We start from the raw sequence: 23,783 nt of genomic DNA on the forward strand, positions 1-23,783 counted from the left end.
GCGGGGGGAAACGGCATCCGCATGCCTATTCGCATCCGTCAGCAATGTCCTATCAGTCATTACAAGGTTTTGCGTATGTCCCGCCTGATAGTCTCGGTCGTCGTTATCCTGGTCGTCGTCGTCGGTGGGTTGTTCCTGCTCGCCGGTCGCGCAACCGAGCGCCCGCAGACGCAAGTCGAGAAGGCCGTGACGCTTGCGAACCTGTCCTAAGGTCACGCTGGCGGCGCTCGCCGCCGCCTGCAGCTTGGCCGCGCTTGCGCCGGCAATCGGGCAGGACCGACCGGAATCACTCCTGCCGCCCGGTTTCGGTGACACGACGCCAACACCGGCGCCTGCACCGCGGCGGACTCCCCCGTCCGCCAACCCGACGCAGTCCCAGCCGCCCGGACAGGCACCAGCCCGGTCCGCACCGTCGACCCCGTCTTCGGGCCCGACCGCGTCCCCCGGCGCTCCCGTTCCGGCGCCGCCGGCCGGGATGGCGACGATCCAGCCGCTGCCCGCACCCGATGGCAGCATTCCGCCACTAACGGCGACGCCTGCCGCTGACACGCCGCCACCGATCGATCCGGCGGTGCTCGCGCAATATGAAATGCCGGCCTCGGCCCGCCGTTCGCTCGACCGTGTGGGGCCGATCGGCCCCGGCGAGGGCGGTCTTGCGGCCGACGCGTTTGGCGATGCCGAGGGCCCGTATCTCGAGACGCTGATGCGGCGGTTGAGCGCGCCGCTCCCGTCACGTTGGATGTCGATCCTGTTGCGACGGGCGCTTGTGTCGCGGGTCGAGACCCCGGTCGGCGTCAACGGCGCGGATTTCGCCGCCGAGCGCGCCTGGCTGTTGCTGCGCATGGGCGAGTCCGTCGCCGCGCGTGCGGTGGTGCAGGGCGTCGATACCGGCAATTACACACCCAAACTCTATCAGATAGCGATGAACGCCGGTCTCGCCGCGGGCGATCCAGGCGCGCTGTGCCCGCTCGTCGAGGGCGCGATGCAACGCGCACCGGCGCGTGGTTGGACGATGGCGCAGGCGATGTGCGCGGGGCTGTCGGGATCGCCGACCCAGGCCGGCACGCTGATCACCGCGGCACGGCGCCGCAACGTCGCGTCGGGCGTCGACATGCTGCTCGCGCAGAAGGTCGTCGGCGCGGGCGGGCAGGGGCGTCAGGCGGTCACGATCGAATGGGATTCGGTCGACCAGCTGACCTCGTGGCGGTTCGGCCTGGCGATGGCGACCGGCGTCGCCGTTCCCGATGCGCTGTACCGGACCGTCGGCGTGCAGGCGACCTATTGGCGGGCGCTGTCGCCTGCGATGACGATCGCCGACCGCCTGCCCGCCGCGGACGCCGCCGCGGCGCAAGGCGTGCTGTCGAGCGCAGCACTGGTCGATCTCTATGCGGCGGCGGAGGCGGACGACAGCGTGCAGAGCGCGGAGGCCGCGACCGTGCAGGATCTGCGTACCGCCTATGCCGACCGCAATGCCGAAGGCCGGATGACCGCGCTGCGATCGATCTGGGGCAAGGCGGACGATGCTTGGCCGTCCTATGCCCGGATGGTGCTGACCGCGCGGGCGGCGGCACGGATCCCGCCTGCAAATGGCGAGCGCGATGCCGACCGGATGGTCGCCGCGATGCTGTCCGCGGGGCTCGACCGGACCGCGGCCCGCTGGCGCGGCACGGTTGCCAAGGGTGGCGATGGCTGGGCGATGATCGCGCTGACGGATCCCGATGCGACCGGTCGCCTGAGCTATGGCGATCTGGCTGCCTATAGCGGTGGCCGCGGCGATTCAGCCCTGAAGCAGCGCCTGCTGTTCGCCGGACTGGCGGGTCTCGGCCGCCTGAGCGCGGGCGATATCGAACGGGCCGCGCAGGCGCTGGCGGTTCCGATCGGCACCGAAAATGGCTGGACGCGTGCGCTCGACAAGGCAGCGCGAGCGGGCCAGCCGGGGACGGTCGCGCTGCTCGCGGCGACGGGCATGCAGACCGCCAGCTGGCACGGCATGCCGCCCGAGGCCTTGTACCGGATCGTCGCGGCCCTGCGCGCCGTGGGTCTCGAGGGCGAAGCGCGGATGATCGCGGCCGAGGCGATCGCGCGCGCGTGACGCGGTCGCGATCATGACCGATGTGGTCGCCGGGGCGGATGCGGTCGAGCGCGCGCCGCCGGCGGCGAGCGACCGGGCGCTGATCGAGCGGTTCCTCGAGATGATGGCGGCGGAATCGGGCGCTGCGCCGAACACGATTGCGGCGTATCGCAGCGATCTCATGCTCGCATCACGCGTTGCCGAGGGCGCGCTGGCCCGCGCGGACGGCGATGCGCTGGGGCGGCTGGCGGACAGCTGGAGCAGCCTGTCGCGCGCGACGGTCGGCCGCAAGTCTGCGGCCTTGCGCCGGTTCTTCGGATTTCTCGCCGACGAAGGGCATCGCAGTGACGATCCGGGCAAGGCACTGCCGCGGCCGGGCACGGCACGGCCCTTGCCGAAGATCCTCAGCCACGCCGATGTCGACCGGTTGTTCGCCGCGATCGTCGAGCGCGTCGCGCGCGATCCGATGGATCCGGTCGACCTGCGGCTCTCCGCGCTGATCGAACTTCTTTACGGATCGGGGCTGCGCGCGACCGAGCTCGTCAGCCTGCCACGGGCCGCGGTGCATCCCGACCGGCCGTTCCTGATCCTGCGCGGCAAGGGCGGGCGCGAGCGGCTCGTGCCGATTTCCGACCGGGCGCGTGCCGCCGTCGCGCTGTGGCGCACGCATGTCGCGGCGGATCAGCCCTGGCTGTTCCCCTCCGGCAAGGGGCATTTGTCACGGATTCGCCTGTACCAGATCGTCAAGGCGCTGGCCGCAGAGGCGGGGGTGCCCCCCGACCGCGTCAGCCCGCATGTGCTGCGCCACGCCTTCGCGACGCATCTGCTCGCGGGGGGCGCCGATCTGAGGGCGTTGCAGGCGATGCTCGGGCATGCTGATATCGCGACGACGGAGATCTATACGCATGTCGAGGCGAGCAAACTGATCGAGCTCGTCAACACCCGCCACCCCCTCACCGATCCGGAGCACGCGACCTCACGTTGACGTTCCGCCGCGCGCCCCGTAACCGACGCGGATGCCAAGCTTCCTCGACTTTGAGAAACCCATCGCCGAACTGCAGGGGCGGATCGACGAACTTCGTGAGACCGCCAGCGATGGCAATCTCGATCTGTCCGCCGATATCATGCGGTTGCAGGCGAAATCCGACAAGCTGCTGAAGGACACATTCGCCCGGTTGACGCCGTGGCAGAAGACGCAGGTCGCGCGCCATCCCGAGCGGCCGCACTTCAAGGATTATGCGGCCGCGCTGTTCGAGGAATTCGTGCCGCTCGCCGGTGACCGGGCGTTCGGCGACGACCAGGCGATCCTGGGAGGCTTTGCGACGTTCCGCGGCCGCAAGATCATGGTGCTCGGCCATGAGAAGGGCGACGATACTGCGAGCCGGCTGCGGCACAATTTCGGCATGGGCAAGCCCGAGGGCTATCGCAAGGCGATCCGCCTCGTCGAGCTGGCCGACCGCTTCGGCCTGCCGATCGTGACGCTGGTCGACACATCGGGGGCGTTTCCCGGCATCCAGGCTGAAGAGCGCGGACAGGCGGAGGCGATCGCCCGGTCGACCGAAGCCTGCCTGAACGCAGGCGTGCCGATCGTCTCGGCGATCGTCGGCGAGGGCGGATCGGGCGGCGCGGTCGCGCTGGCAGCGGGCAACCGCGTGCTGATGTTCGAACATGCCATCTATTCGGTGATCAGCCCCGAAGGCTGTGCGTCGATCCTGTGGCGTACCGCGGACAAGGCGGCCGAGGCGGCGGAGGCAATGCGCATCACCGCGCAGGATCTGAAGGCGTTCGGCGTGATCGACACGATCGTCCCCGAACCGCTGGGTGGCGCGCACCGTGACCGCGCGGTGGCGATCGACGCGTTGGGCGACGCGCTGACGGATGCACTAGACTCGCTCATTCCGTTGTCGCCGGTCGAGCTGCGCAAGGAACGCCAGGCCAAGTTCCTCAAGATGGGTCGTCTCTGACCCCCATAGCAAAAGGGCGGCGAACCCGGAGGTTCGCCGCCCTGTGCCGACCGTTTCGATCCGAGGATCGTCGAGATCAGCTCGAAGCGTTCAGCTTGGTCGAGACGTTGTTGAACGTCTTGTTCAGGCTGCCACCCAGGCCCTGCATCGCGGCGATGGCTGCGACGGCGATCAGCGCGGCGATCAGGCCGTACTCGATTGCGGTTGCGCCCTTGGTGTTCTTGAAAATCTTCCGAAGCGTCTGCATTCCGGTCTCCATCGTTAAAAGCATCAGTCACCCGGCCGCCCGGGGCTACACCGGATCAGCAATTCCGTGACTAGACGTGACCCATTGAGAAAAGCTTAAACGGGCGGATTTTTGCTATGGTTAGCGCGCGTTAGCCACTCGGTTGTGCAGCATGCCCCAAAGCGCGGTAGTGCCATCAGCAAGATAGACGAGTCCGGCAATCATGCCGAGAACGACGAGCGCAAGAATAAGCCCGTATTCAACTGCGGTAGCGCCGCGCCGGTCGGTGATGAGCGCGGCCGCAGCGGCGCGGATCTTGCGACGCATGGTCTTTACGACGATCAGCTTCGGCCTCATGGCGTGCCCTATACAGCGCGGAGATTAACGAATGACCAAAGCCGCTTACTTATTGCCGGTCGTCGCCGCGGCGCTGGTCGATGCGGATGGCCGCGTCCTGCTGCAGCAGCGCCCCGAGGGCCGCTCGCTGGCCGGGCTGTGGGAGTTTCCGGGCGGCAAGGTCGAACCAGGCGAAACACCCGAAGCCGCCTTGATCCGCGAGCTTGAAGAGGAACTGGCGATCACCGTGCCGCAGGCCTGCCTTGCCCCCGCCGCGTTTGCCAGCGCGCCGCTCGACGACCGGCATCTGCTCCTGCTGCTCTATATCACGCGCAAATGGACCGGCGTGCCGCGCGCGCTCGAGGCATCTGCGTTGCGCTGGGTCCGCCCGGCGGACATGCACGACCTGCCGATGCCACCTGCCGACCGGCCGTTGATCGGACTGCTCGACGCCTTGCTGTAAGCGCACCCTCGGCGTTTCGGCGCCAAAGGGCACATTGCGTCAGTCGATCCGGTACTGGATCGGCTTGAACGCGCCGCCATTGGACTGGAGCGCGGAACAGGCGGTCAAGCCGATGATCAGGTCCATCTCCGCGCGGAACGTGACGGTGTCGCCGGCGCGGCTGAGCGGTGGTTCGACCGTGAACGCTCCCGTCGTGCCATCGATCGGCACGTTCATGAAGCAGTTGAACGCGACCGGGATCGCATCCGGCTCGATACCATAGGGCGCGAGCGCCGCTGCAAGGTTGCCGAAGCATCCCCGGTGTGGATCGGTGTCGCCGTAGATGATGGCGAAGGTTTCCTTCGAACACGGCGTGAGCAGGAAATCATGCCGGCCGACATCATCGGCGATGATGTCGAGCATCACGGTGCTGCGGTTCGAATAGAGCCGGTCGCCGGTGGTGAGATACAGCCGGCTGGCATAGTCCAGCGTCCGCCCCGACGAAATCACCTCGCGCGTGTCGGCGCGGCTATAAGCCAGAAGATCGGCGACCTGCCGACCCTCGGGATCGATCACGGTCAGCGTCTGGCCACGATCGAGCGTGAAGGCGGTCCCGGACCGGGGACTGATCGTCTCAACCATGCGCACTGCTCCGCTTGAACGGACATTTCCAAGAATCGTCGACGGCCCGCCCGCTATACTGGCGTGCCTCGCTCGATTCGCCGTGCCGCGCAAGCATCGGGTTCATCGACCCCGCCAGCTCGAGATCGCGCGCCAGGATCGACGTGCGCAACTTGTCATAACGCTGTTGCGTCCGCAGCACCTCGAACTGATCGTGGAGGTTGAACACCATCGCCGGCGCCTCGAAACGACGCGCGGGGCGGCTGGCCTGCGGATGCAGGCCGACGACGAAAAACGCCTCGCCGGAAAAGCTCAGCGAAAAATGCGGATCATCGGGATCGGCGCTGACCGAGGGATCGGGACGATGACCAAGCCACGCATCCTTGTCGCTCAGCGACTGGGCACGAGCCCAGAGGTGCGCTTCAAATTCCTCTTCGCTCAGGTGCGTGGCACTGTCGGCCGGGCCTTCGAACAACACCACGAGCGTCCGGAAGATCGCGCGATCCTGGTGATACTTGCGGACCGTGTCGCCCAGCATCGGCAGGATGCGCAGGTCGTCCCATGCCGATCGAAGGTCGCGCGCGACGATGATGTCCATCTGCCCCTTCGCCAGCGCCGACTTGGCGCCGACACACGGGAAGGCCGTGTCCTTGATCGTCGCGATGAACGCGCGTGCGAGCGGATGGTCGTTTTGGGATTGCGGCTGATACATGGTCGACGAGGAACAGATGGCCGGCGGCTTTGTTTCGCCTTCGACGCGATTGACTCATCTCGATCAATATGAATCCGCTGATGAGCGCGTCACGTGCGCGGTATTGCGGTGGGGAAACAGGCATGCTGACGGAAAAATTTTTGCTGGGCCGAGGCCGCGAGGACCTGAGCGCACAGGAAAAGCAGATCCTGGAGGACAGCGTCGCCGAGGTAAGGTCGCTGCCGCCGCGCCATCGCCTCGTGCGTGCCGGCCAGCCCGTCCAGACGAGCACCCTGCTGCTCGAAGGGTTCATCTGCCGTTACATGGATGATCGGGATGGTCTGCGGCAGCTCGTCGCCGTCCATATCCCGGGGGATTTTGTCGATCTTCACGCCTTCCCGATGAAGCGGCTGGATCATGACGTCGCCACATTGGGGCCGGTAAAGGTCGCGACGTTCGACCATGCGACGCTGAAGACGATTACGGAACGGCATCCGCATCTGACGCAGCGGCTCTGGTTCAGCACGCTGCTGGATGCAGCGATGCACCGCGAATGGATTTTCCGGATGGGGCGGCTCGGCGCCGAGGGCCGCGTGGCGCATCTGTTCTGCGAGATCTACGCACGACTGGCGATGGTCGGCTTGGCGAAGGACGGCTGCTACACGCTGCCGATGACCCAGCCCGATCTGGCGGAGGCCTGCGGCATCACCGGCGTCCATGTCAATCGCGTGCTGCGCTTGCTGCGAGAGCGCAAGCTGGTGACATTCCGGGCAAATACCGTCGAGATCATGGATCCAGCCGGGCTGGCGAGTGTTGGTGAATTTCAGCCCGACTATCTTTACGGGACGAGCGCCACCCCCGCCGGAGCCTTTGCATGAACGACAGGTTGAAGCCGGAGGATGAGCCGGGCGTAGCGGCGGCCGAGCAGGGGCAGGTGACGCTCGATGGTCCCAATGGCCTGGCGATCGCGATGACGCCCGCGGCGGCGGCCGAAACGGGCCGCCGGCTGATCGAGGCGGCACGTTTGGCTGAACAGCAGACCCCGCCTTCAAACGCTATGGATGGGCATTCAGAGGCGTCTGACGACGTCTAGTCCCGGGCAGCCTGACCGGTCCTTCGGCGCCTTGGACACGGCCTGCCAGCGCGGGCCGGGGGGTGCCGCCGCGGCACGCGGGGTTCCGCATCTGCACATTGTCTCTATGATGGCGTCAACATCGTCCGGGAGAACCATGTGCATTTTCTACCCCTCGCAATCAGTGCAGCCGCATTGATGGCGTCAGCATCTACCATGGCGCAGACCGCGGTCGCGCCCTCCGCCAATCCGCTGCTTGCCGACTGGACCGGCCCCGCCGGCGGGGTACCGCCCTGGGACAAGGTCCGCCCCGAACTGTTCCCGCAGGCGTTCGAGACGACGCTCGCCGAGCGCACCGCCGAATATCGCAAGATCGCCGATAACCCGGCCAAGCCGACCTTCGCGAACACGATCGTGCCGATGCAGCTTGCGGGCAAGCGCTACGGGCAGGTGATGACGCTGTTCGGCGTGATGACGGGCAACATGAACACGCCCGCCTATCAGAAGCTCGACCGCGAATGGTCGCCCAAATTCTCCGCCGCGTCGGATGCCATCACGTTCGACAAGCCGCTGTTTGCGCGGATCCAGTCGATCTACGACGCGCGCAACTCGAGTGGGCTGGACGCGCAGCAGATCCGGCTCGTGACGCGGATCTATGACAGCTATGTGCGCCAGGGCGCGAAACTGAACGATGCCCAGAAGGCGCAGCTTTCTCAGTATAACCAGCAGCTCGCGACGCAGTTCTCAACCTTTGGCGAGAAGTTGCTTGCCGACGAGAGCAAGGCGATCTCGGTCACCGACGAGGCGCAGCTGGCCGGGCTTCCCGACAGCGTGAAGGCGGTCGCCAAGGCCGCGGCGGCCGAGCGCAAGCTGCCGGGCTTCGCGATCGTCAACACGCGCTCGGCGGTCGATCCGGTGTTGACCTACGCCACCGACCGCGCCCTGCGCGAGAAGGTGTGGCGCGCGTTCGTCAATCGCGGCGATAACGGCGATGCCAACGACACGAACGCGACGATCGCGCAGATCGTCAAGCTGCGTGCCGACCGCGCGCATCTGCTCGGGTTCAAGACGCATGCCGACTGGCGGATGCAGGACACGATGGCCAAGACGCCCGCCGCGGCGATGGACCTGATGATGCGTGTCTGGCCCGCCGCCAAGGGGCGCGTCGCCGAAGAGGTCGCCGACATGCAGAAGGTCGCCGGCGCGTCGCTGACGATCGAGCCTTGGGATTACCGCTTCTATCAGGAGAAGGTCCGCAAGAGCCGCTACGATCTCGACCAGGCGCAGCTCAAGCCGTATTTCGAGCTCGGCAACATCATCCAGGGATCGCTCTACGCCGCCAACCGGCTGTACGGGCTGAACTTCAAGGAGATCACCGGTACCGTTCCGGTGTTCGAGCCGAACATGCGCGTGTGGAGCGTGACGGACAAGGCCGGCAAGGATGTCGGGCTGTTCTACCGCGACGATTTCGCGCGGACCGGCAAGCGCTCGGGCGCCTGGGCGAACACCTATCGCGGGCAGCGCGGGCTGGCCCCGGCGCAGCTGGTGCTGTCGTCGAACAACAACAATTTCGCCAAGGGCGCACCTGGCGAGCCGATCCTGATCAGCCTTGACGATGCGCAGACGCTGTTCCACGAATTCGGCCATGCGATCCATGCGATGCTGCAGAACGTCCAGTATCCGGGCCTTGCAGGGACGCCGCGCGACTTCGTCGAATATCCGAGCCAGGTGAACGAGCATTGGCTGCTCACTCGCGACGTGCTCGACAAATATGCGCGGCATTACCAGACCAAGGCGGCGATGCCGCAGGACCTGCTCGACAAGATCGAGAAGTCCCGGACGTTCAACCAGGGCTTTGCCACCGCGGAATATCTGTCGTCGGCAATCGTCGACATGAAGATCCACACCGTGGCCAATGGCGTGATCGACCCGGACAAATTCGAGGCTGCGACGCTCGCCGAGATCGGCATGCCGAAGCAGCTGGTGATGCGGCACCGCGTGCCGCAGTTCCAGCATCTGTTCTCGTCCGACAGCTATTCGGCGGGCTATTACAGCTATCTCTGGTCCGAGACGATGGACGCGGACACGTTCGCTGCGTTCGAGGAGGCGGGCAGCCCCTGGGACAGGCCGACCGCGGACAAGTTCGCCAGGCTGCTGCTGTCGACGGGTAACGAGACCGATCGTGCCGAGGCGTATCGCGCCTTTCGCGGTCGCGACCCGGATGTGAACGCGTTGCTCAAGAAGCGCGGCTTTGCCCCAACTCAAGCCGCACAGGACGCGAAATAATGGCCCCCGATCAGAAAACTCGCCTGAAAGCGATCATCGGCGGATCGACCGGCAATCTCGTCGAGTGGTTCGACTGGTACGTCTATTCCGCCTTCACGCTCTACTTCGCACCGCATTTCTTCCCGTCGACGGATCGCACCGCGCAGCTGCTGAGCGCGGCGGCGATCTTCGCCGTCGGCTTCCTGATGCGGCCGATCGGCGCGTGGATCATGGGGGTCTATTCGGATCGCCACGGCCGCAAGGCGGGGCTGACCGTCGCGGTCACGCTGATGTGCGCAGGCTCGCTGATCATAGCCTGCACGCCGGGATACGAGACGATCGGCGTGTTCGCGCCGATCATGCTGGTGATCGCACGCCTGATGCAGGGGCTGTCAGTCGGCGGTGAATATGGCGCGTCGGCGACGTATCTGACCGAAATGGCAGGCAAGGATCGCCGCGGCTTCTTCTCGTCGTTCCAGTATGTCACGCTGATCTCCGGACAGTTGCTCGCGATCTGCGTGCTGCTGGTGCTGCAGTCGACGATGAGCGAGGCGGCACTCGATTCCTGGGGCTGGCGCATTCCGTTCGCGATCGGTGCGGTCCTGGCCGTGGTCGTGTTCTATATTCGTCGCGGGCTGGCCGAAACGCAGAGCTTCGAGAATGCCAAGTCCGAGGCGGGCGACGGCAAGCCCAAGTCGGGCTTCCTCCAGCTGATCACCAAGCATCCGCGCGAGACGATGACGGTGATGCTGCTGACCGCAGGCGGTACGCTCGCCTTCTATGCCTACTCGATCTACATGCAGAAGTTCCTGGTGAACACGAGCGGCTTCAGCCGTGAGGTGGCGAGCCAGATCAATGCCGCGACGCTGTTCGTGTTCATGCTGCTGCAGCCGATTGCGGGTGGTCTTTCGGACCGGGTCGGGCGCAAGCCGCTGATGATCGCGTTCGGCATTGCGGGCGTGCTGTTCACCTATCCGATCTTCACCGCGCTCGAGACCGCGACCAACCCGGTCTATGCCGGGTTGCTCGTCATGGCGGCGCTGCTGATCGTGACGGGCTACACCTCGATCAACGCGGTCGTGAAGGCCGAGCTGTTCCCTGCGCATATCCGTGCGCTGGGCGTCGCGTTGCCCTATGCGCTCGCGAACACGCTGTTCGGCGGGACCGCCGAATATGTCGCGCTCAAGTTCAAGGATTCCGGGTTCGAGCGCGGCTTCTACTGGTATGTGACCGGGATGATCGCGGTGTCGCTGATCGTGTATCTGCGGATGAAGGATACGCGGACCAACAGCCAGATCGTCGAGGACTAGGCGAGCATTGTCCCCCTCTCCGGTGGGGAGGGGGAAGACCGGTCAGCGCGGGAGTTCGATGATCGCGTCCAGGCCGCCGCCCGTGCGGTTGACGAGGCGGATCTCGCCGCCGGCCTCGCGGATGATGGCGCGGGCGAGCGCAAGGCCCAGTCCGATACCACCGGTTTCGCGATTGCGTGACGTTTCAAGCCGGGTGAACGCGTCGAAGACGTCGCCCATGCGATCCTCGGGGATCCCGGGTCCCTGATCGGCGACGATGATCGCGACGCGACGCGCGTCCGCCTCGACGCGGACCTCCGCCGACACGCCATATTTGACCGCATTCTCGATCAGATTGCGAACCGCACGCCGGATCAGCGAGGGCCGCAGGTGCATCCGCAGTCGGCCCGCCTCGACGAACGTCACGTTGTCACCGATATCGCGGAAATCCTCGACCACCGCGTCGACCAGCGCCGCCAGATCGACATCGGTCGGTGGCTCGCTCGGGCGGCCGAGCCGGGCGAGCGAAAGGATGTCGTCGAGCGTGCGGTTCATCTCGGCAATCGTGTCTGCCATCCGGGTGCGATCGGTGTCGTCCTCGACAGACTCGATGCGGACACGCAGTGCTGCCAGCGGCGTGCGCAGGTCATGGCCGATCGCACCGAGCATCCGATCCTTCTCGTCGAGCATCGCGGTGACGCGCAGCCGCAGCGCGTTGAATGCGGCGACCAGCGCGGCGACGTCGTCGGGGCCGCGAACCGACAGCGCGATGCCCGGCTCACCCGGCCGGAACGCCTCCGCCGCAGCGCGCAGATCGCGCAACGGGCGCGACATCCGCCGGACGATCCACAGCACTGGCAATAGCACGATGACGTACAGGATCGCGGTCTGGCTCAACAGTGCGAACAGCAGCCGCCAGCCCGGCTGCGGCCACGGCGCGGTGATCGCCAGCCACCCGCGGCCCGGCTGTTCGACCGCGATCACCAGCGTTCCGCCCTGCCGGTCGCCCTGTCGATCACCCTGCCGGTTGGTGTTGCGAAGACCCTTCCGCCGCCGGGGCTCTGCATCGTCGTCGGAAACCGGGCGCAGACCGGTATCGATCCGGCCCACCGTCAGCCCTTGGTCGGCAAGCTGGCGACGGAGTTCCGCCGCGACCTCCGGATGCCGTTGATAGGCGAACGGGGCGATCGGGTTGGTCGCCAGTCGACGGACCCGGCCGCGGTCGGCGGTCAGCGGTCGCCCGGCATGCGCCTCGCGTTCGAGCGCATCGGCAATCCGCGTCGCCACCGGTCGCGTCGCCTGGGCGAGACGAAATTCGGTCCTGTCGCGAAGGATGAGCCCGAAATTGATCGCCTGCGCGACGAACAGAGCGAGTGCGATCAGCAGCGCCATCTGCCCTGCCAGACTGCGCGGCCAGGGTCGGGACGCCGTCACGGGTGCGTGATCACAGGCGGATGACCTCTGCCGCCAGCGTATAGCCGCCGCCCCAGACCGTCTTGATCAGTTCGGGCGTCTTCGCATCCGCCTCGATCTTGCGGCGCAGCCGGCTGACCTGATTGTCGATCGCGCGATCGAACGCGGCGGCCTCGCGCCCCTGGGTCAGATCGAGCAGCTGGTCGCGGGTCAGGACCTGGCGCGGTCGCGTGACGAGCGCGAGCAGCAGGTTGTACTCGCCGGTCGACAACGGCACCGACACGCCTTCACGGTCGACCAGCGCGCGTTCGCCCGATTTCAGCACCCAGCCGGCAAAGGCGTAGGAATTGGCCTCGGGCGCATGCTGACGTGCGCCGCCCGCGGTGGCGCGGCGCAGGACGACCTTCACGCGCGTCGCGAGTTCGCGCGGCGAGAAGGGCTTCACGACATAGTCGTCCGCGCCCATTTCCAGCCCGACGATCCGGTCGGTTTCCTCGGCGCGCGCGGTCAGCAGGATGACCGGCACGTCGCTGGTCGCGGCGATGTGGCGGCACAGGCTCAGCCCGTCCTCGCCCGGCATCATGATGTCGAGAATGACGAGGTCAATCGCATAGGCGGTCAGCCGCGTCCGCGCGGCCTCCGCGTCGCCCGCCTGCGTGACGCGAAATCCCTGCTTGGTCAGATAGGCGGCCAGCGGCTCGCGGATCGAACGCTCGTCATCGACGAGCAACAGATGCGGCATGTCTCCCATGGGGGCGACGTCTAGCATGGTGCGTGTCCAAAGGAAGCGCCGGACGATCGCAGACCGTCCGGCACGCAGGGGCAGGGGGGCGGATTACTGATCGGTATCGCCGCCCGGCCGGTCCATCCGGTGCCCGCGACCATGGCGCATCGCACGGCGATCCGGCCGCTCGCTCGCGTCGAGCCGTCCGTCACGATTGGCGTCCATCCGGTCGAAACGCTGCCCGGCACGGTCGATGAATTCGGCCCGCGTGAGCACGCCGTCACCGCCGCCGCGCTTGCCGCGCATCATCTGGCCCTTCCTGCCGTCCGCCATGCCGGCACGCTCGGGCGGGAGCGTCTTGCCGCGTGCCGCCATCCGGGCCTCGCGACGGTCGCGCATCGCTTCGCGTGCCGCCTGACGTTCGGCCGCGGTCACGATGCCGTCGCCGTCGGCGTCCAACCGGGCGAACTGGGTCTCGGCCTGCGCGACGACTTCGGCGCGGGTGAGGACACCGTCGCGATCGGTGTCAGCCTGCATCATCGGCCCGCCGCGCATCCGGCCTGCGCGCTGCGGGCCGGGACCGCGCGGGCGAGATTCGGGCGCCGCCTGCGTCTGGCCGGCGATGGTCGTCTGCAGCGCGGCGCGGTTGGCGGCGCTGGTGGCGGCGGCGTCGGCGCGGTCGGCGGGGGCGGACTGTGCGCCGCATGCCGTGGCGGCAAAGCTGCTGGCAGTCAGCGCCAGCGTGAGCAGGGTCTTGCGCATCGCGTATCTCCGGTCGGACGGGGCTGATCCCCATCGAATGTCCCGGTTATGACGATCGGCTGTCGCGACGCTTTGTCAGGTGACGGATAAACTGTCGCAATCTGTATCGTGCACGTCACATTCGCGCGCGGCCGACCTGACGTGGCCGTCAGGCGAAGATCGCGACGCTCTGCATCTGTTCGGCGATCGGCAGGCCTTGCGCGTTCCAGATCGCCATCGTCTGGCTCGAACTGCCGTCGCGGACATAGTCGGTCGTCGCGCGCAGCAGCCACCAGCCATCCTGCGTCACCGGTTGCGGGCCGAGAATGTTGAGCAGCCAGGTCATCGAACTGAGCGGTGCCGGCCCGCCGAGCAGCTTGAGCGCGGAGGGAGGCAGGCAGTCGGCGACCGCGATCAGCTCGACCATCGGATCGAGCCCGTCGCGATCCGCCAGCCGGACCCAGCGCAGCCATTCGGCGGGGCCGACGCTGTCGTCGCGGCGGTCGAGCAGATCGAAATTGCGCGAGAAGGCGACCGCGCTGTGGCCGCGATAGGTCGCGGTGTCGGCGTCGGGTACCGCGAAGGCGGGCGCGGTGCCGGTGTGGTGGTCGACGCGCGAGGCGATCGGCCCCATGAAGACGAAGGTCGCGCGCAGCCCGAGCCCCGCCGCGCTTTCGACGTCCGCCTGGACGAACGCGGCATTGCGGCCGCGCCGCAACCGCGTCGCGCGGATCGTTATGTCGCCCGAGAGCGGGCCGATGAACGCGACCTGCGCCGAGCGGAGCGGTGGCAGGTCGGTGTCCGACATTTGCGCGGCATGCAGCGCGAGCGCGGCCGAGAACCCGCCATAGGCGGTGCGCCCCTGCAGCCAATTGTCCGGCACGGTCCCGCGCCAGCCGCCCTCGATCGGCTGCAGCGCCTCGATCGCCTGTCGCAGACTGGTCATGCCGCCGTCCCCGTCAGGGAATCGCGCAGTTCGCGTTTGAGCACCTTGCCGATCGCGCTGCGGGGGAGTTCGCTGGTCGAATGGATGCCCGACAGGCGCTGGGTCTTGCCGAGCTGCGCGTTGGTCCACGCCATGATATCCGCCGGGTTAGCCTCGGGCGAGCGCGGGACGATGACCGCGACCGGAGTCTCGCCCCATGCCTCGGACGGCATGCCGATGACCGCGCAATCGGCGACGTCGGGATGTGTGGCAAGCACCGCCTCGAGATCGGACGGGTAGATGTTGAACCCGCCCGAGATGATCAGGTCCTTCTTGCGGTCCATCAGGATAAGAAAGCCGTCCTCGTCGAACCGCCCGACATCGCCGTGGCGGATATAGCGGTTGCCCTCGGCATCATACCATTCGGCGTCGCGCGTCGCAGCGCTGCGGCCGTGATAGCCGTTCATCATCGCAGGCGAGCGGCCGACAACCTCGCCCATTTCGCCCGGCGGCACCTCGACACCTTCATCGTCGATCAGCCGGATCTCGTGCCCCGGCATCGGCTGACCCACGCTGTGCAGCTTGGTCGGATGCGCGGTCGCGTTGAGCGCGCAGCTCGCTCCGCCTTCGGTCATGCCGTAGAACTCGACGAGCAGCCCTGGCCAGCGTGCGACGACGTCGGCCTTCAGCGCGGCGGAGAAGGGCGCGCTTGTGCTCGTCTTGAAGCGGAAGGCGGACAGGTCGAACGCGTCGAAATCGGGGAGCGCCATGATCCGCTGATACTGGACCGGGACGAGCATCGTGTGCGTTACGCGGTAGCGCTCTGCGAGCGTCAGATAGCCGGGCGCATCGAACTTGCCCATCAGCACGACGCTGCCGCCCCAGCCGAGCGTCGGCAGGACGCTGACCAGCGTGGTGTTCGAATAAAGCGGCGTCGCGATCATCGTGATGGCGGTGTCGAACCCCGCGGCGCTGTTGCGGGCGATATGCGCCCAGCGCATCGCATGGCTCTGGACGATCCCCTTGGGCGTGCCGGTCGTGCCCGACGAGTAGATGATGTTGAACGCATCGCCAGGCGCGATCGCCACGGGCGTGGGGCGTGCGCCATCGGGCGCGAGCCAGCGCTCCAACAGCTCGGCGTCGCCGGACGGCCCCTGGGGCGGCAGGTGGGCATCCGATATCAGCAGGGTCCGCGCGGTGATGCGTTCGTCCGCCAGAGCCTGCGCCATGGCCTCGTCGAGAACGACGATCGGCGCGCCGCTGTCCGCGATCATCGCCGCGATCGCCGCGGGGGTTGCCGACGGCGCGATTGGCGTCGCGACACAGCCGGCCCGTACCGCGCCAAGGAAAACAGAAAGATAGCTGGTCGACGGCGCGGCGACGATCGCGATCGCCTGTCCCGCGGCGATGCCGTCTCGTTGCAGCGCCGCCGCGACGCGGTCCATCGTCCGATCGAGCCTCGCATAGTCGATATTGCCCTGCGAATCCGCGATGGCGGTCGATGATCCGCGTTCTTGGGCATGGGCGCGGATGAGATCCGGCAGAGTCGCGAAGCCGGTAGCGAGCAAATCGGAGGCGATCGTCATATCCGCGTGGCTAGGCGAAGTGTGCGGCGAATGCCATACGCGATATTCGAAAAGACGACTCGCGAAAGGATCAGCCGATGTTGTTCTACGACAGTGCCTCGCCGGCGCCCAACCCGCGCCGCGTTCGGATCTTCCTCGCCGAAAAGCAGGTGCGCATCCCGATGGTGCAGGTGTCGATACCCAAGGCGGAGCACAAGGCGGCGCCGTTCCTCGCGGTGAATCCCTATGGCCAGACGCCTGCGCTGGCGTTCGACGATGGTCGCGTGCTGACCGAAAGCGTCGCGATCTGTCGATATTTCGAGGCGCTGCATCCGGAGCCCCCGCTGTTCGGGCACGGCGCGCACAATATCGCCGAGGTGGACATGTGGACGCGGCGGGTCGAATTGCGGCTGATGACGCCGCTGTCGCTGGTGTGGCAGCATACGCATCCCTGGACGGCGCGGATCGTGAAGCCGCAATATACCGAATTTGGCGAAACCCAGCGGCCGCGTGTCCGGGCGGCCATGGCCGAGTTCGACGCTGCGCTGGCGCACACCGAATGGCTCGACGGGGTGCGCTATACCATTGCCGACATCGTTCTGCTGACGACGATCGATTTCGCCGCGTTCGTCGGCATTCCCATCCCGGACGAGCTGGGGCATCTCAGGGCCTGGCACGATCGTGCGTCAGGCCGCCCCAGCGCGCAGGCCTAGCGCCGCTGGCGTCCCAGGTCCTAGCCCCAAGCCAAGGCGCCAGGCGCGTGCCCCGGACCGGCCGGACGTGGTCGGAGGGCTCTCAGGCCGGCATCCCCGACTTTAGTCCGCCATCCGCGACGGCGCCCGAACTTCCCTTTGCATCCCCCGGCGAATCATGCCAATAGCTGCCCATACCTGATGTTCAGTTTCGGAAAGAGACGGACTTAGGGTGGCTGTGCCTCGAAGCACTCGCGCAGTGCTCGGCATCATCAGGCAGGCAGTCCAACAGGTCGCCGCCTCGACGAGTTTGGAGAGGGGATAAGGCGGAAGGACGGCGAGGCCGTACCTTCCGCCGTCCTTCCTGAAACCCCAGCATCAGCGAGCATTGTGCGACCTGACCTGACGTCGCGTGCGCTGGCCCGTTTTGCGTCATCATCTGGCGTGATCTGATTGCGGCGCTTGAAGGCCGGCGGCGGCTGGTTTCCTTAGGGTCGGACCGCTGCAGCAAAGGCCCTCTCCCCGGGGTCATTATCGCAAGATCGAAAAATGGTTCTGGCCGATCCGGAACTGGCGAAAGCCGTCTACATGACAGTATTGGCAGGGATTAGTAGCAATATGCTACGATTTTCTTGCTTGACGCGTAAGGCGTAGAAGAATCTATTCGATGATGCGGTACGGGCCAAAGTGCTTCGGCCGAACAGGGGAGAGTGATGTGGCCAAGCAGCGCTATTTCGTCGCGTCCGCGTTTTTCGTACTTGCATGGGCCCTTGCCGTTCCGGCGGCAGCGCAGATCGGGGGTGATCCACAACCATTGGGAACGACGGGAGCGGGGCAGGTCACAGCGACCCCCGCGCAGTCTGCCGCCGCCCAGTCCGAGAATGCCGACATCATCGTCACCGGCTCGCTGATCCGCGGGTCGTCCGAGGATGCCGCCGCACCCGTCGACGTGATTTCGGGCGACGAACTCGCGAAGCAGGGCGCGCCGACCGCGGTCGAACTGCTCAAGAACCTGCCGACCTCGAACGGCGTGACCGGCGACGCGAACCAGTTCGACAGCCGCAGTCAGGGCAATGAGGGTGTCGCGTCGGTTAATCTGCGCGGGCTGGGGCCGCAACGCACGCTCGTGCTGCTCAACGGCAAGCGGCTGGTCCCGGTCGGGGGCGGTATTCCGATCGTCGACATCAACCTGATCCCCTCGGCCGCGATCGGCCGTGTCGAGGTGCTCAAGGACGGCGCCGCCGCGACCTATGGCTCGGACGCGATCGCGGGCGTGGTCAATTTCATCACGCGTACCGACCAGCAGGGTTTCCTGGTGTCGGGCGACTACCGCTATATCGACGGGTCGAAGGGCGATTACGGCACGGCCATGAGCTATGGCCACAGCGGCAACGGCGTGCGGATGCTGGCGTCGTTCGGCTATCAGCATCGGTCGGAGCTCCGAACGACCGATCGGGACTTCACGATCCAGCCCTATGCCAATAACCCGCAAGGCGGCTGGACCGGCGGCGGCAATCCCGGCAACCTCGATTTCAACGCGACCGTCCCCTTTCTCGACCCGGTCAGCGGGCGTCTGTTCACCGGCTATGGCGCGAACGGCGTGTCGAACGGGGTGAATTTCGTTCGCGATCTGGGGTGTGAATCGCTCGGCGGATTCCGCAGCGTCGCGGGCTCGACGACACCGACGCCGACCGCGGTCGGGACGATCGCGGTGCCGACCGATCGATGCTTCAACAATTACGGTCAGTTCGGCAATCTCGTCGAGCCGGAGGACCGGTATCAGGCCTATGCCGAGGTCGCGATCGACCTCACCAGTTCGCTGCAGTTCACCGCGACCGCGCTTTATGGAGCGACCTCGACCCGGATCACGACGTCGCCGACCTATCTGCCGACGTTGCCGCCATCGGCGAATGCGGCGGGCGGCGGTGCGGGCTTCTTCCAGGTGCCGACCTATGCACCGGCACTGCGCGACTATTGCCAGGTCTATGGTGCGGCGGCGGGCTGCCTGACCGCGAACGGCACGCCGCTCGCACCCGCGCTCGCCTTCCCCGTGCTCTTCCGTCCGGCACTGCTCGGTGGCAATCCGGTCATGCGGGGCGGGGACAATGACCGCGGATCGGCATTCTCCAAGCGCCAGTCCGAGGAAATGCGCTTCACCGCGGACCTGTCGTGGGAGGTCACCGATCGGATCAACCTGACCGCGAGCGGGACCTATTCGCAATATGTCCGCGAGAATGAGGGGACCGACACGTTCGGTGACCTGCTGCAGAACGCGATCGCGGGCTTTGGTGGCCCCAATTGCGCCTATGCGACCACCGCGTCGCGCGCCGGGCTGACCGCCGCGCAGGTCGCTTCGCTTGCCGGAACGAATGGCTGCACCTTCTTCAACCCGTTCTCGACCGCGGTGGCGGCCAATCCGGTCACGGGTCAGGTGAACCCCAATTATGCCGGGTCGCGCGGCACCAACGGGCTCAGCACCGCGCCCGGTGCGGGGCTGGTCAACGACATTGCGACGGTCGACAATTTCTTCCGCACGACGCGCACCGTCTACAACACGCAATTGTTCGTCGGCGACCTCGTGCTCGGTGGGCGGACCGGGCTGCGACTGCCCGGTGGCGATGTCGGTTTTGCGATCGGCGGCCAGTATCGGCGCAATTACTATGCCGTGAACTATAATGCCGACAGCAATCTGGCGGTGAATCCCTGCCCGGGGACCCCGCTCAATCCGCGTGCGACCTGTACGCCGCAGACGGGTGCGCTGGGCTTCCTCGGCACCAACCGGAACGCGTCCTCGGTGGGCGACGTGAAGGCGCTGTTCGCCGAGTTGCAATTGCCGATCCTCGAGGCGATCAACGCCCAGCTGTCCGCGCGGTATGAGGATTATGGCGGCAATGTCGGGTCGACCTTCAATCCGCAGGGACGGTTGCGCATCCAGGTGGCGCCGTGGCTGGCGCTGCGCGGCGGGGCCGGAACGACGTTTCGTGGACCGCCCGCGCAGCAGCTCGAAGGCAATCTGACCGCGCTGCAGATCATCGGCACCTCGTTCCGCGCGGTCGACATCAACGGCAATCCGGACCTTGAGCCTGAAAAGGCGACGACCTATAGCGGGGGCGTGATCCTCGACGCGGGCGGGTTCAACGCGAGCGTCGATTATTTCCGGTACGACCTGAAGGGGCCGATCGAGCAGGAGCCGACACAGGGCATCGTCAACGCATTGTTCGGTGCGAGCGGCGCGGCGAATTGCGGCAATGCCGCCTTTGCCGCGCTCCAGCAGCGCTTCACCTTCACCGGTGCGGGCTGCGGTGTCGGCAATGTCCAGCGGTTGCGCACCGTCTATGTCAACAGCGCCAATGTCACGACTTCCGGTCTCGACGTCCAGGCGAGCTTCCGAGGCGAGCTCGGGCTGGCGACCGTCACCGTTGGTGCGACCGGCACCTATGTCATCGACTACAAGACCAAGGACGTGACGGTCGAGGGGATCGTCGTGCAGCCCGCATTCGACGGTGTCGGCCTGCTCAACTACCAGACGACCGCCTATCCGGTGCCCGAGATCAAGGGCAACTGGTATGTGCAGGGTGATTACGACGTCGCCAGCCTGCGCGTGCAGTTCAACTATATCGATGGCTATACCGATCAGCGCGGCGCGGCGATCTTCGGGCCGAACTTCGGTGCACTGGCCGGCGGATCGGTGACGGGCGGCAAGGAGATCGGCGCGTTCAAGACGATGGATGCCACGTTGAGGATCGCGCTGCCGACAGGATCGACGGTGTCGCTGTCCGCGCTCAACATCTTCGACCGCGCGCCGCCCTTCGCGCGGCTGGATCAGAATTACGATCCGTTCACCGCCTCGCCGCTCGGGTTCACCGCAAAACTCGGTTTGTCGCAAAAATTCTGATTGCTCTCGGCGCTGGCCTTGCTTTCAACGATTGGGTACGGTCCCAACAGGGTCGCAAGGCCAGCAACGATACGAGAGGATGACCATGGCGACAGCGTTGAAGACGCATTCCGACATCGCCGATTCCCTGGCCATGAAGCGCCGCGGCCTGACGCTCACCCTGCTCACGCTCACCTATTTCTTCAGCTATATGGATCGGCAGATCCTCGCGATCCTGCTCGAACGCATCAAGGCGGACCTCGTGCTGACCGACACGCAGCTCGGGCTGCTTTCGGGACTGGTGTTCGCGATCTTCTACGCCACGCTCGGCATCCCGGTCGCGCGACTGGCCGATCGGACGAGCCGCCGCAACATCATCGCGGTGAGCCTGACGATCTGGAGCGCGATGACCGCGATGTGCGGTCTGGCGCAAAACTTCACCCAACTCATGCTGTTCCGCATCGGCGTCGGGATCGGCGAGGCCGGATCCAGCCCGCCCAGCCATTCGATCATCGCCGATCTCTATCCCCCCGAAAAGCGCGCGGGTGCGATGGCGGTCTATTCGCTCGGCGTGGTGCTGGGGGCGGGGTTCGGGACGCTGATCGGTGGCGTCGTCGCACACAGCTATGGCTGGCGGGTGGCGATGATGACCGTCGGGCTGCCCGGTATCGCGCTGGCGGTGCTCGTCCGGCTGTTCATGGTCGAACCGCGTCGCGGCCTGTCCGACGCCGGCCCGGTCGCCGCGCCGGCGCCGATGCCGAGCGTCGCGCAGGGCTTTGCCTCGATGTGGGCGAGCGCGCCCGCGCGGCACCTTGTCGTCGGCGTGACCCTGACCTCGATGATCGGGTACGCGCTGACGGGGTGGGGGCCGAGCTTCATGCAGCGATCGCTGGGCATCTCGATGCTCGACGTGTCGCGCTACATCGCGCTGCCGGGGGCGCTGTTCGGGGCAATCTCGGCGCTCGCCGGCGGCAAGATCGCCGACGTCCTGGCCAAGCGCCACGGCCTTCACGTGCAGAGCTGGGTCGTGCTCGTCATGAAGGGGCTGTCACTGCCCTTCGCGCTGGCCTTCTACCTGATCGACGTGCCCGCAATCGCGATCGGCAGCTATTTCGTCTATCTGATCTTCGCCAATTCGTACCTGGGGCCGAGCTTCGCGCTCATCCAGCATCTCGCGCCGCTGAAGACCCGTGCGATGTGGGCGGCGATCACGTTGCTGGTCATCAACCTCGTCGGCCTCGGCCTTGGTCCGACGATGGTCGGGTGGCTGAGCGACCTCTTGAAGCCGACCTTTGGCGAGGAATCACTACGCTATGCGCTGGTCATCATCGTGATGATGACGCCCTGGGCGCTCTATCATTATTGGCGTGCGGGCGTGCTGCTCAAGCGCGCCGAGGATCAGGCGGCGCTCGCGGCGGCCTGAGACGTCGGGGGCGGGGAGCGGCGCGGCAGTCAGCCTGTGCCGGTCCCCGCCGATCCTCTGCCGATCAATCGTCGAACAGGCCGTACATCAGCGTCGAGGCATACATCGCCACAGCCCGCTCGCGCGGCATGGTCGACGCCCATTTGCGCATGTCGAAGGCGGCATTCTGGACCGCCATCAGCGCCTGTGCGGCGATCAGCGCATCGACCGCGCGGATCGAGCCTTCGCCGATCCCGTCCATCATCATCCCCGCATAGCGCCGCGCGATCCCGTTCGACCGCTCGACCATCGCGTCGCGGACGCTCGGCGGCAGGCCGCTGAGCGCGGTCGTGCGGAGCAGCGGACCGCGCTCGGCGAACTGGACGTCGAGCAAAGTCGCGACGGTGCTCGACAGCTTGTGCCAATAGCTACCGCCCTCGGCCTCACCGCGGCCCTGCGCATCGGCGATCGTATCGAAGCTGCGGCGATAGCAGGCGATGACCAGATCGTCCTTGGCATCGAGATGGTGGTAGAAGCTGCCCTTGGTGACGTTCAGTTCGGACGCGATCTTCTGCACCGACGCGCCGCGATAGCCGAGTTCGTTGATAAGCCGCGTCGCCGCCAGCAGGAACGCCTCGCGCCCCGGCTCGGCATCGTCATGGCTGAGATCGAGCAGCGTCGGCGCCCAGCGCGCGCCCGGCCCGGCGATGCCGTGCGCGAACACGTCCATCAACCGCGCCTCGACACGGGCATATTGGTCCGGCTCGTACCGCGTCAGCCAGATCGGCAACCAGAAGGTATTTTCGAGCAGGACGTGCGCGCGCGCGCTCTGAATGTCGGTCTGTGCGCGGCCGGTCGACGGGCCCCAGAGGAGGCGGGTGCGGCGGAAAACCTCGCGCCAGCCGTTCATCAGCCGGCTGCGGATCGGATCTTCGGTGGCGCGCAGATCGGACAGGACCGCGAACGCCTTTTCCTCGCCGCGGTGGATCCGGCCGAGCCGCGCCATGTTGAGCGCAAGATAGCGGGCGACGCGCGCCTGCGGGGTCGCCTCGACCATCGCCTCGTCGAGCATCCGCAGCAGATAATCGAGCGTGTTCTCGAACGCGGCGGCGGCAAGGTCTTCCTTGCGCTTGAAGTAATAGGTAACGCTCGTCGTGTTGAGCCCGACCCGCCGCGCAACGTCCGCGAAGGTCATGCCCTTGGCGCTTTGCTCGTTGATCGCCTCTGCGGCTGCGGCGAGGATGGCGTCACGCTTGGCACGGAAGCGCTTCGTGCCCTGTTCGCCGTCTTCGATCGCCTCTGCCGGAACCTTCATCAAAATACCCTAACAGCTTCGATTTGAAGTTACAGTGCTTTTTAGGCGCTTTCGTGGCCGAGCGGAAAACCGGCTTTCGGCGCGCTCCGGGATGCTTTACCGAATACGCGGTATGGTCTAATCGACCGCCAGACCGTGGACCGATGGAGAGCCCG

22 protein-coding genes are annotated in these 23,783 nt (G+C 66.5%); 12 read left to right on the forward strand and 10 right to left on the reverse strand.

Annotation, left to right across the window (positions count from 1 at the left end):
- The first annotated feature begins 75 nt into the window (after nucleotides 1-75).
- The 4 genes from J3A66_RS19480 (at nucleotide 76) to J3A66_RS15905 (ending at nucleotide 4,035) form a co-directional block, all read left to right on the forward strand.
- Nucleotides 76-210, forward strand: a complete 135-nt coding sequence (locus J3A66_RS19480) for a hypothetical protein (RefSeq protein WP_260171443.1) — start codon at nucleotides 76-78, stop codon at nucleotides 208-210.
- A 265-nt stretch (nucleotides 211-475) separates the two neighbouring features.
- Nucleotides 476-2,092, forward strand: coding sequence for a hypothetical protein (locus tag J3A66_RS15895; RefSeq protein ID WP_245336842.1), 1,617 nt, complete (start codon nucleotides 476-478; stop codon nucleotides 2,090-2,092).
- Between the two features lie 13 nt (nucleotides 2,093-2,105).
- Nucleotides 2,106-3,056, forward strand: a complete 951-nt coding sequence (locus J3A66_RS15900; RefSeq protein ID WP_209569940.1) for a tyrosine-type recombinase/integrase — start codon at nucleotides 2,106-2,108, stop codon at nucleotides 3,054-3,056.
- A 31-nt stretch (nucleotides 3,057-3,087) separates the two neighbouring features.
- Nucleotides 3,088-4,035, forward strand: coding sequence for an acetyl-CoA carboxylase carboxyltransferase subunit alpha (locus J3A66_RS15905; RefSeq protein WP_209569943.1), 948 nt, complete (start codon nucleotides 3,088-3,090; stop codon nucleotides 4,033-4,035).
- A 76-nt stretch (nucleotides 4,036-4,111) separates the two neighbouring features.
- On the opposite strand, the gene J3A66_RS15910 is transcribed toward J3A66_RS15905, so the two are convergent.
- Together J3A66_RS15910 and J3A66_RS15915 are read right to left on the reverse strand one after the other, a co-directional pair.
- Nucleotides 4,112-4,282, reverse strand: a complete 171-nt coding sequence (locus J3A66_RS15910) for a Flp family type IVb pilin (RefSeq protein ID WP_183936360.1) — start codon at nucleotides 4,280-4,282, stop codon at nucleotides 4,112-4,114.
- A gap of 120 nt (nucleotides 4,283-4,402) precedes the next feature.
- Entirely contained in the window at nucleotides 4,403-4,588 is a 186-nt protein-coding gene (locus J3A66_RS15915) for a Flp family type IVb pilin (protein ID WP_031396230.1), read from the reverse strand.
- Nucleotides 4,589-4,649: 61 nt separating this feature from the next.
- Between J3A66_RS15915 and J3A66_RS15920 the strand changes: the two genes are divergently transcribed.
- Nucleotides 4,650-5,060 (forward strand): (deoxy)nucleoside triphosphate pyrophosphohydrolase, encoded by a 411-nt coding sequence (locus J3A66_RS15920; protein ID WP_107929786.1) that lies wholly within the window; start codon nucleotides 4,650-4,652, stop codon nucleotides 5,058-5,060.
- Between the two features lie 39 nt (nucleotides 5,061-5,099).
- Here the strand turns inward: J3A66_RS15920 and J3A66_RS15925 are convergent, their stop codons facing one another.
- On the reverse strand, nucleotides 5,100-5,681 hold the full coding sequence (locus J3A66_RS15925; RefSeq protein WP_031439601.1) for an urea carboxylase-associated family protein: 582 nt from the start codon (nucleotides 5,679-5,681) through the stop codon (nucleotides 5,100-5,102).
- A complete protein-coding gene (gene gntA / locus J3A66_RS15930) occupies nucleotides 5,674-6,372 on the reverse strand; it encodes a guanitoxin biosynthesis heme-dependent pre-guanitoxin N-hydroxylase GntA (RefSeq protein WP_209569945.1) in 699 nt (232 codons plus the stop codon). Before gntA ends, J3A66_RS15925 begins: the two co-directional genes overlap by 8 nt.
- A gap of 122 nt (nucleotides 6,373-6,494) precedes the next feature.
- Between gntA and J3A66_RS15935 the strand changes: the two genes are divergently transcribed.
- From J3A66_RS15935 to J3A66_RS15950, 4 genes are all read left to right on the forward strand, one after another.
- Nucleotides 6,495-7,229, forward strand: a complete 735-nt coding sequence (locus J3A66_RS15935) for a Crp/Fnr family transcriptional regulator (protein ID WP_031394876.1) — start codon at nucleotides 6,495-6,497, stop codon at nucleotides 7,227-7,229.
- Nucleotides 7,226-7,444 (forward strand): hypothetical protein, encoded by a 219-nt coding sequence (locus J3A66_RS15940; RefSeq protein WP_159512369.1) that lies wholly within the window; start codon nucleotides 7,226-7,228, stop codon nucleotides 7,442-7,444. The genes J3A66_RS15935 and J3A66_RS15940 overlap by 4 nt, the downstream gene beginning before the upstream one ends.
- A 195-nt stretch (nucleotides 7,445-7,639) precedes the next feature.
- A complete protein-coding gene (locus tag J3A66_RS15945) occupies nucleotides 7,640-9,709 on the forward strand; it encodes a M3 family metallopeptidase (RefSeq protein ID WP_245336843.1) in 2,070 nt (689 codons plus the stop codon).
- Nucleotides 9,709-10,998, forward strand: a complete 1,290-nt coding sequence (locus J3A66_RS15950) for an MFS transporter (protein WP_031395035.1) — start codon at nucleotides 9,709-9,711, stop codon at nucleotides 10,996-10,998. Before J3A66_RS15945 ends, J3A66_RS15950 begins: the two co-directional genes overlap by 1 nt.
- 42 nt (nucleotides 10,999-11,040) lie before the next feature.
- Here the strand turns inward: J3A66_RS15950 and J3A66_RS15955 are convergent, their stop codons facing one another.
- From J3A66_RS15955 to J3A66_RS15975, 5 genes are all read right to left on the reverse strand, one after another.
- On the reverse strand, nucleotides 11,041-12,369 hold the full coding sequence (locus J3A66_RS15955; protein WP_192141761.1) for a HAMP domain-containing sensor histidine kinase: 1,329 nt from the start codon (nucleotides 12,367-12,369) through the stop codon (nucleotides 11,041-11,043).
- Nucleotides 12,370-12,421: 52 nt separating this feature from the next.
- Nucleotides 12,422-13,141, reverse strand: coding sequence for a response regulator (locus J3A66_RS15960; protein WP_031395033.1), 720 nt, complete (start codon nucleotides 13,139-13,141; stop codon nucleotides 12,422-12,424).
- 84 nt (nucleotides 13,142-13,225) lie between these two features.
- A complete protein-coding gene (locus tag J3A66_RS15965; protein ID WP_209569949.1) occupies nucleotides 13,226-13,876 on the reverse strand; it encodes a hypothetical protein in 651 nt (216 codons plus the stop codon).
- Between the two features lie 148 nt (nucleotides 13,877-14,024).
- The gene (locus tag J3A66_RS15970) at nucleotides 14,025-14,801 is read right to left on the reverse strand and encodes a thioesterase family protein (protein ID WP_209569951.1); all 777 of its coding nucleotides are present in this window, start codon (nucleotides 14,799-14,801) and stop codon (nucleotides 14,025-14,027) included.
- Nucleotides 14,798-16,366: a class I adenylate-forming enzyme family protein gene (locus J3A66_RS15975; RefSeq protein ID WP_209569953.1), complete on the reverse strand. Its 1,569-nt coding sequence runs from the start codon at nucleotides 16,364-16,366 to the stop codon at nucleotides 14,798-14,800. Before J3A66_RS15975 ends, J3A66_RS15970 begins: the two co-directional genes overlap by 4 nt.
- A 77-nt stretch (nucleotides 16,367-16,443) precedes the next feature.
- Between J3A66_RS15975 and J3A66_RS15980 the strand changes: the two genes are divergently transcribed.
- The 3 genes from J3A66_RS15980 (at nucleotide 16,444) to J3A66_RS15990 (ending at nucleotide 22,334) form a co-directional block, all read left to right on the forward strand.
- Nucleotides 16,444-17,058, forward strand: coding sequence for a glutathione S-transferase family protein (locus tag J3A66_RS15980; RefSeq protein ID WP_209569956.1), 615 nt, complete (start codon nucleotides 16,444-16,446; stop codon nucleotides 17,056-17,058).
- Nucleotides 17,059-17,752: 694 nt separating this feature from the next.
- Nucleotides 17,753-20,932, forward strand: coding sequence for a TonB-dependent receptor (locus J3A66_RS15985; RefSeq protein ID WP_209569958.1), 3,180 nt, complete (start codon nucleotides 17,753-17,755; stop codon nucleotides 20,930-20,932).
- Nucleotides 20,933-21,011: 79 nt separating this feature from the next.
- A complete protein-coding gene (locus J3A66_RS15990; RefSeq protein ID WP_243845553.1) occupies nucleotides 21,012-22,334 on the forward strand; it encodes an MFS transporter in 1,323 nt (440 codons plus the stop codon).
- A 64-nt stretch (nucleotides 22,335-22,398) separates the two neighbouring features.
- On the opposite strand, the gene J3A66_RS15995 is transcribed toward J3A66_RS15990, so the two are convergent.
- Entirely contained in the window at nucleotides 22,399-23,628 is a 1,230-nt protein-coding gene (locus tag J3A66_RS15995) for a TetR/AcrR family transcriptional regulator (protein WP_056674755.1), read from the reverse strand.
- Between the last annotated feature and the right edge of the window lie 155 nt (nucleotides 23,629-23,783).

The organism is Sphingomonas sp. PvP018, assembly GCF_017876865.1.
GTDB lineage: Bacteria > Pseudomonadota > Alphaproteobacteria > Sphingomonadales > Sphingomonadaceae > Sphingomonas > Sphingomonas aerolata.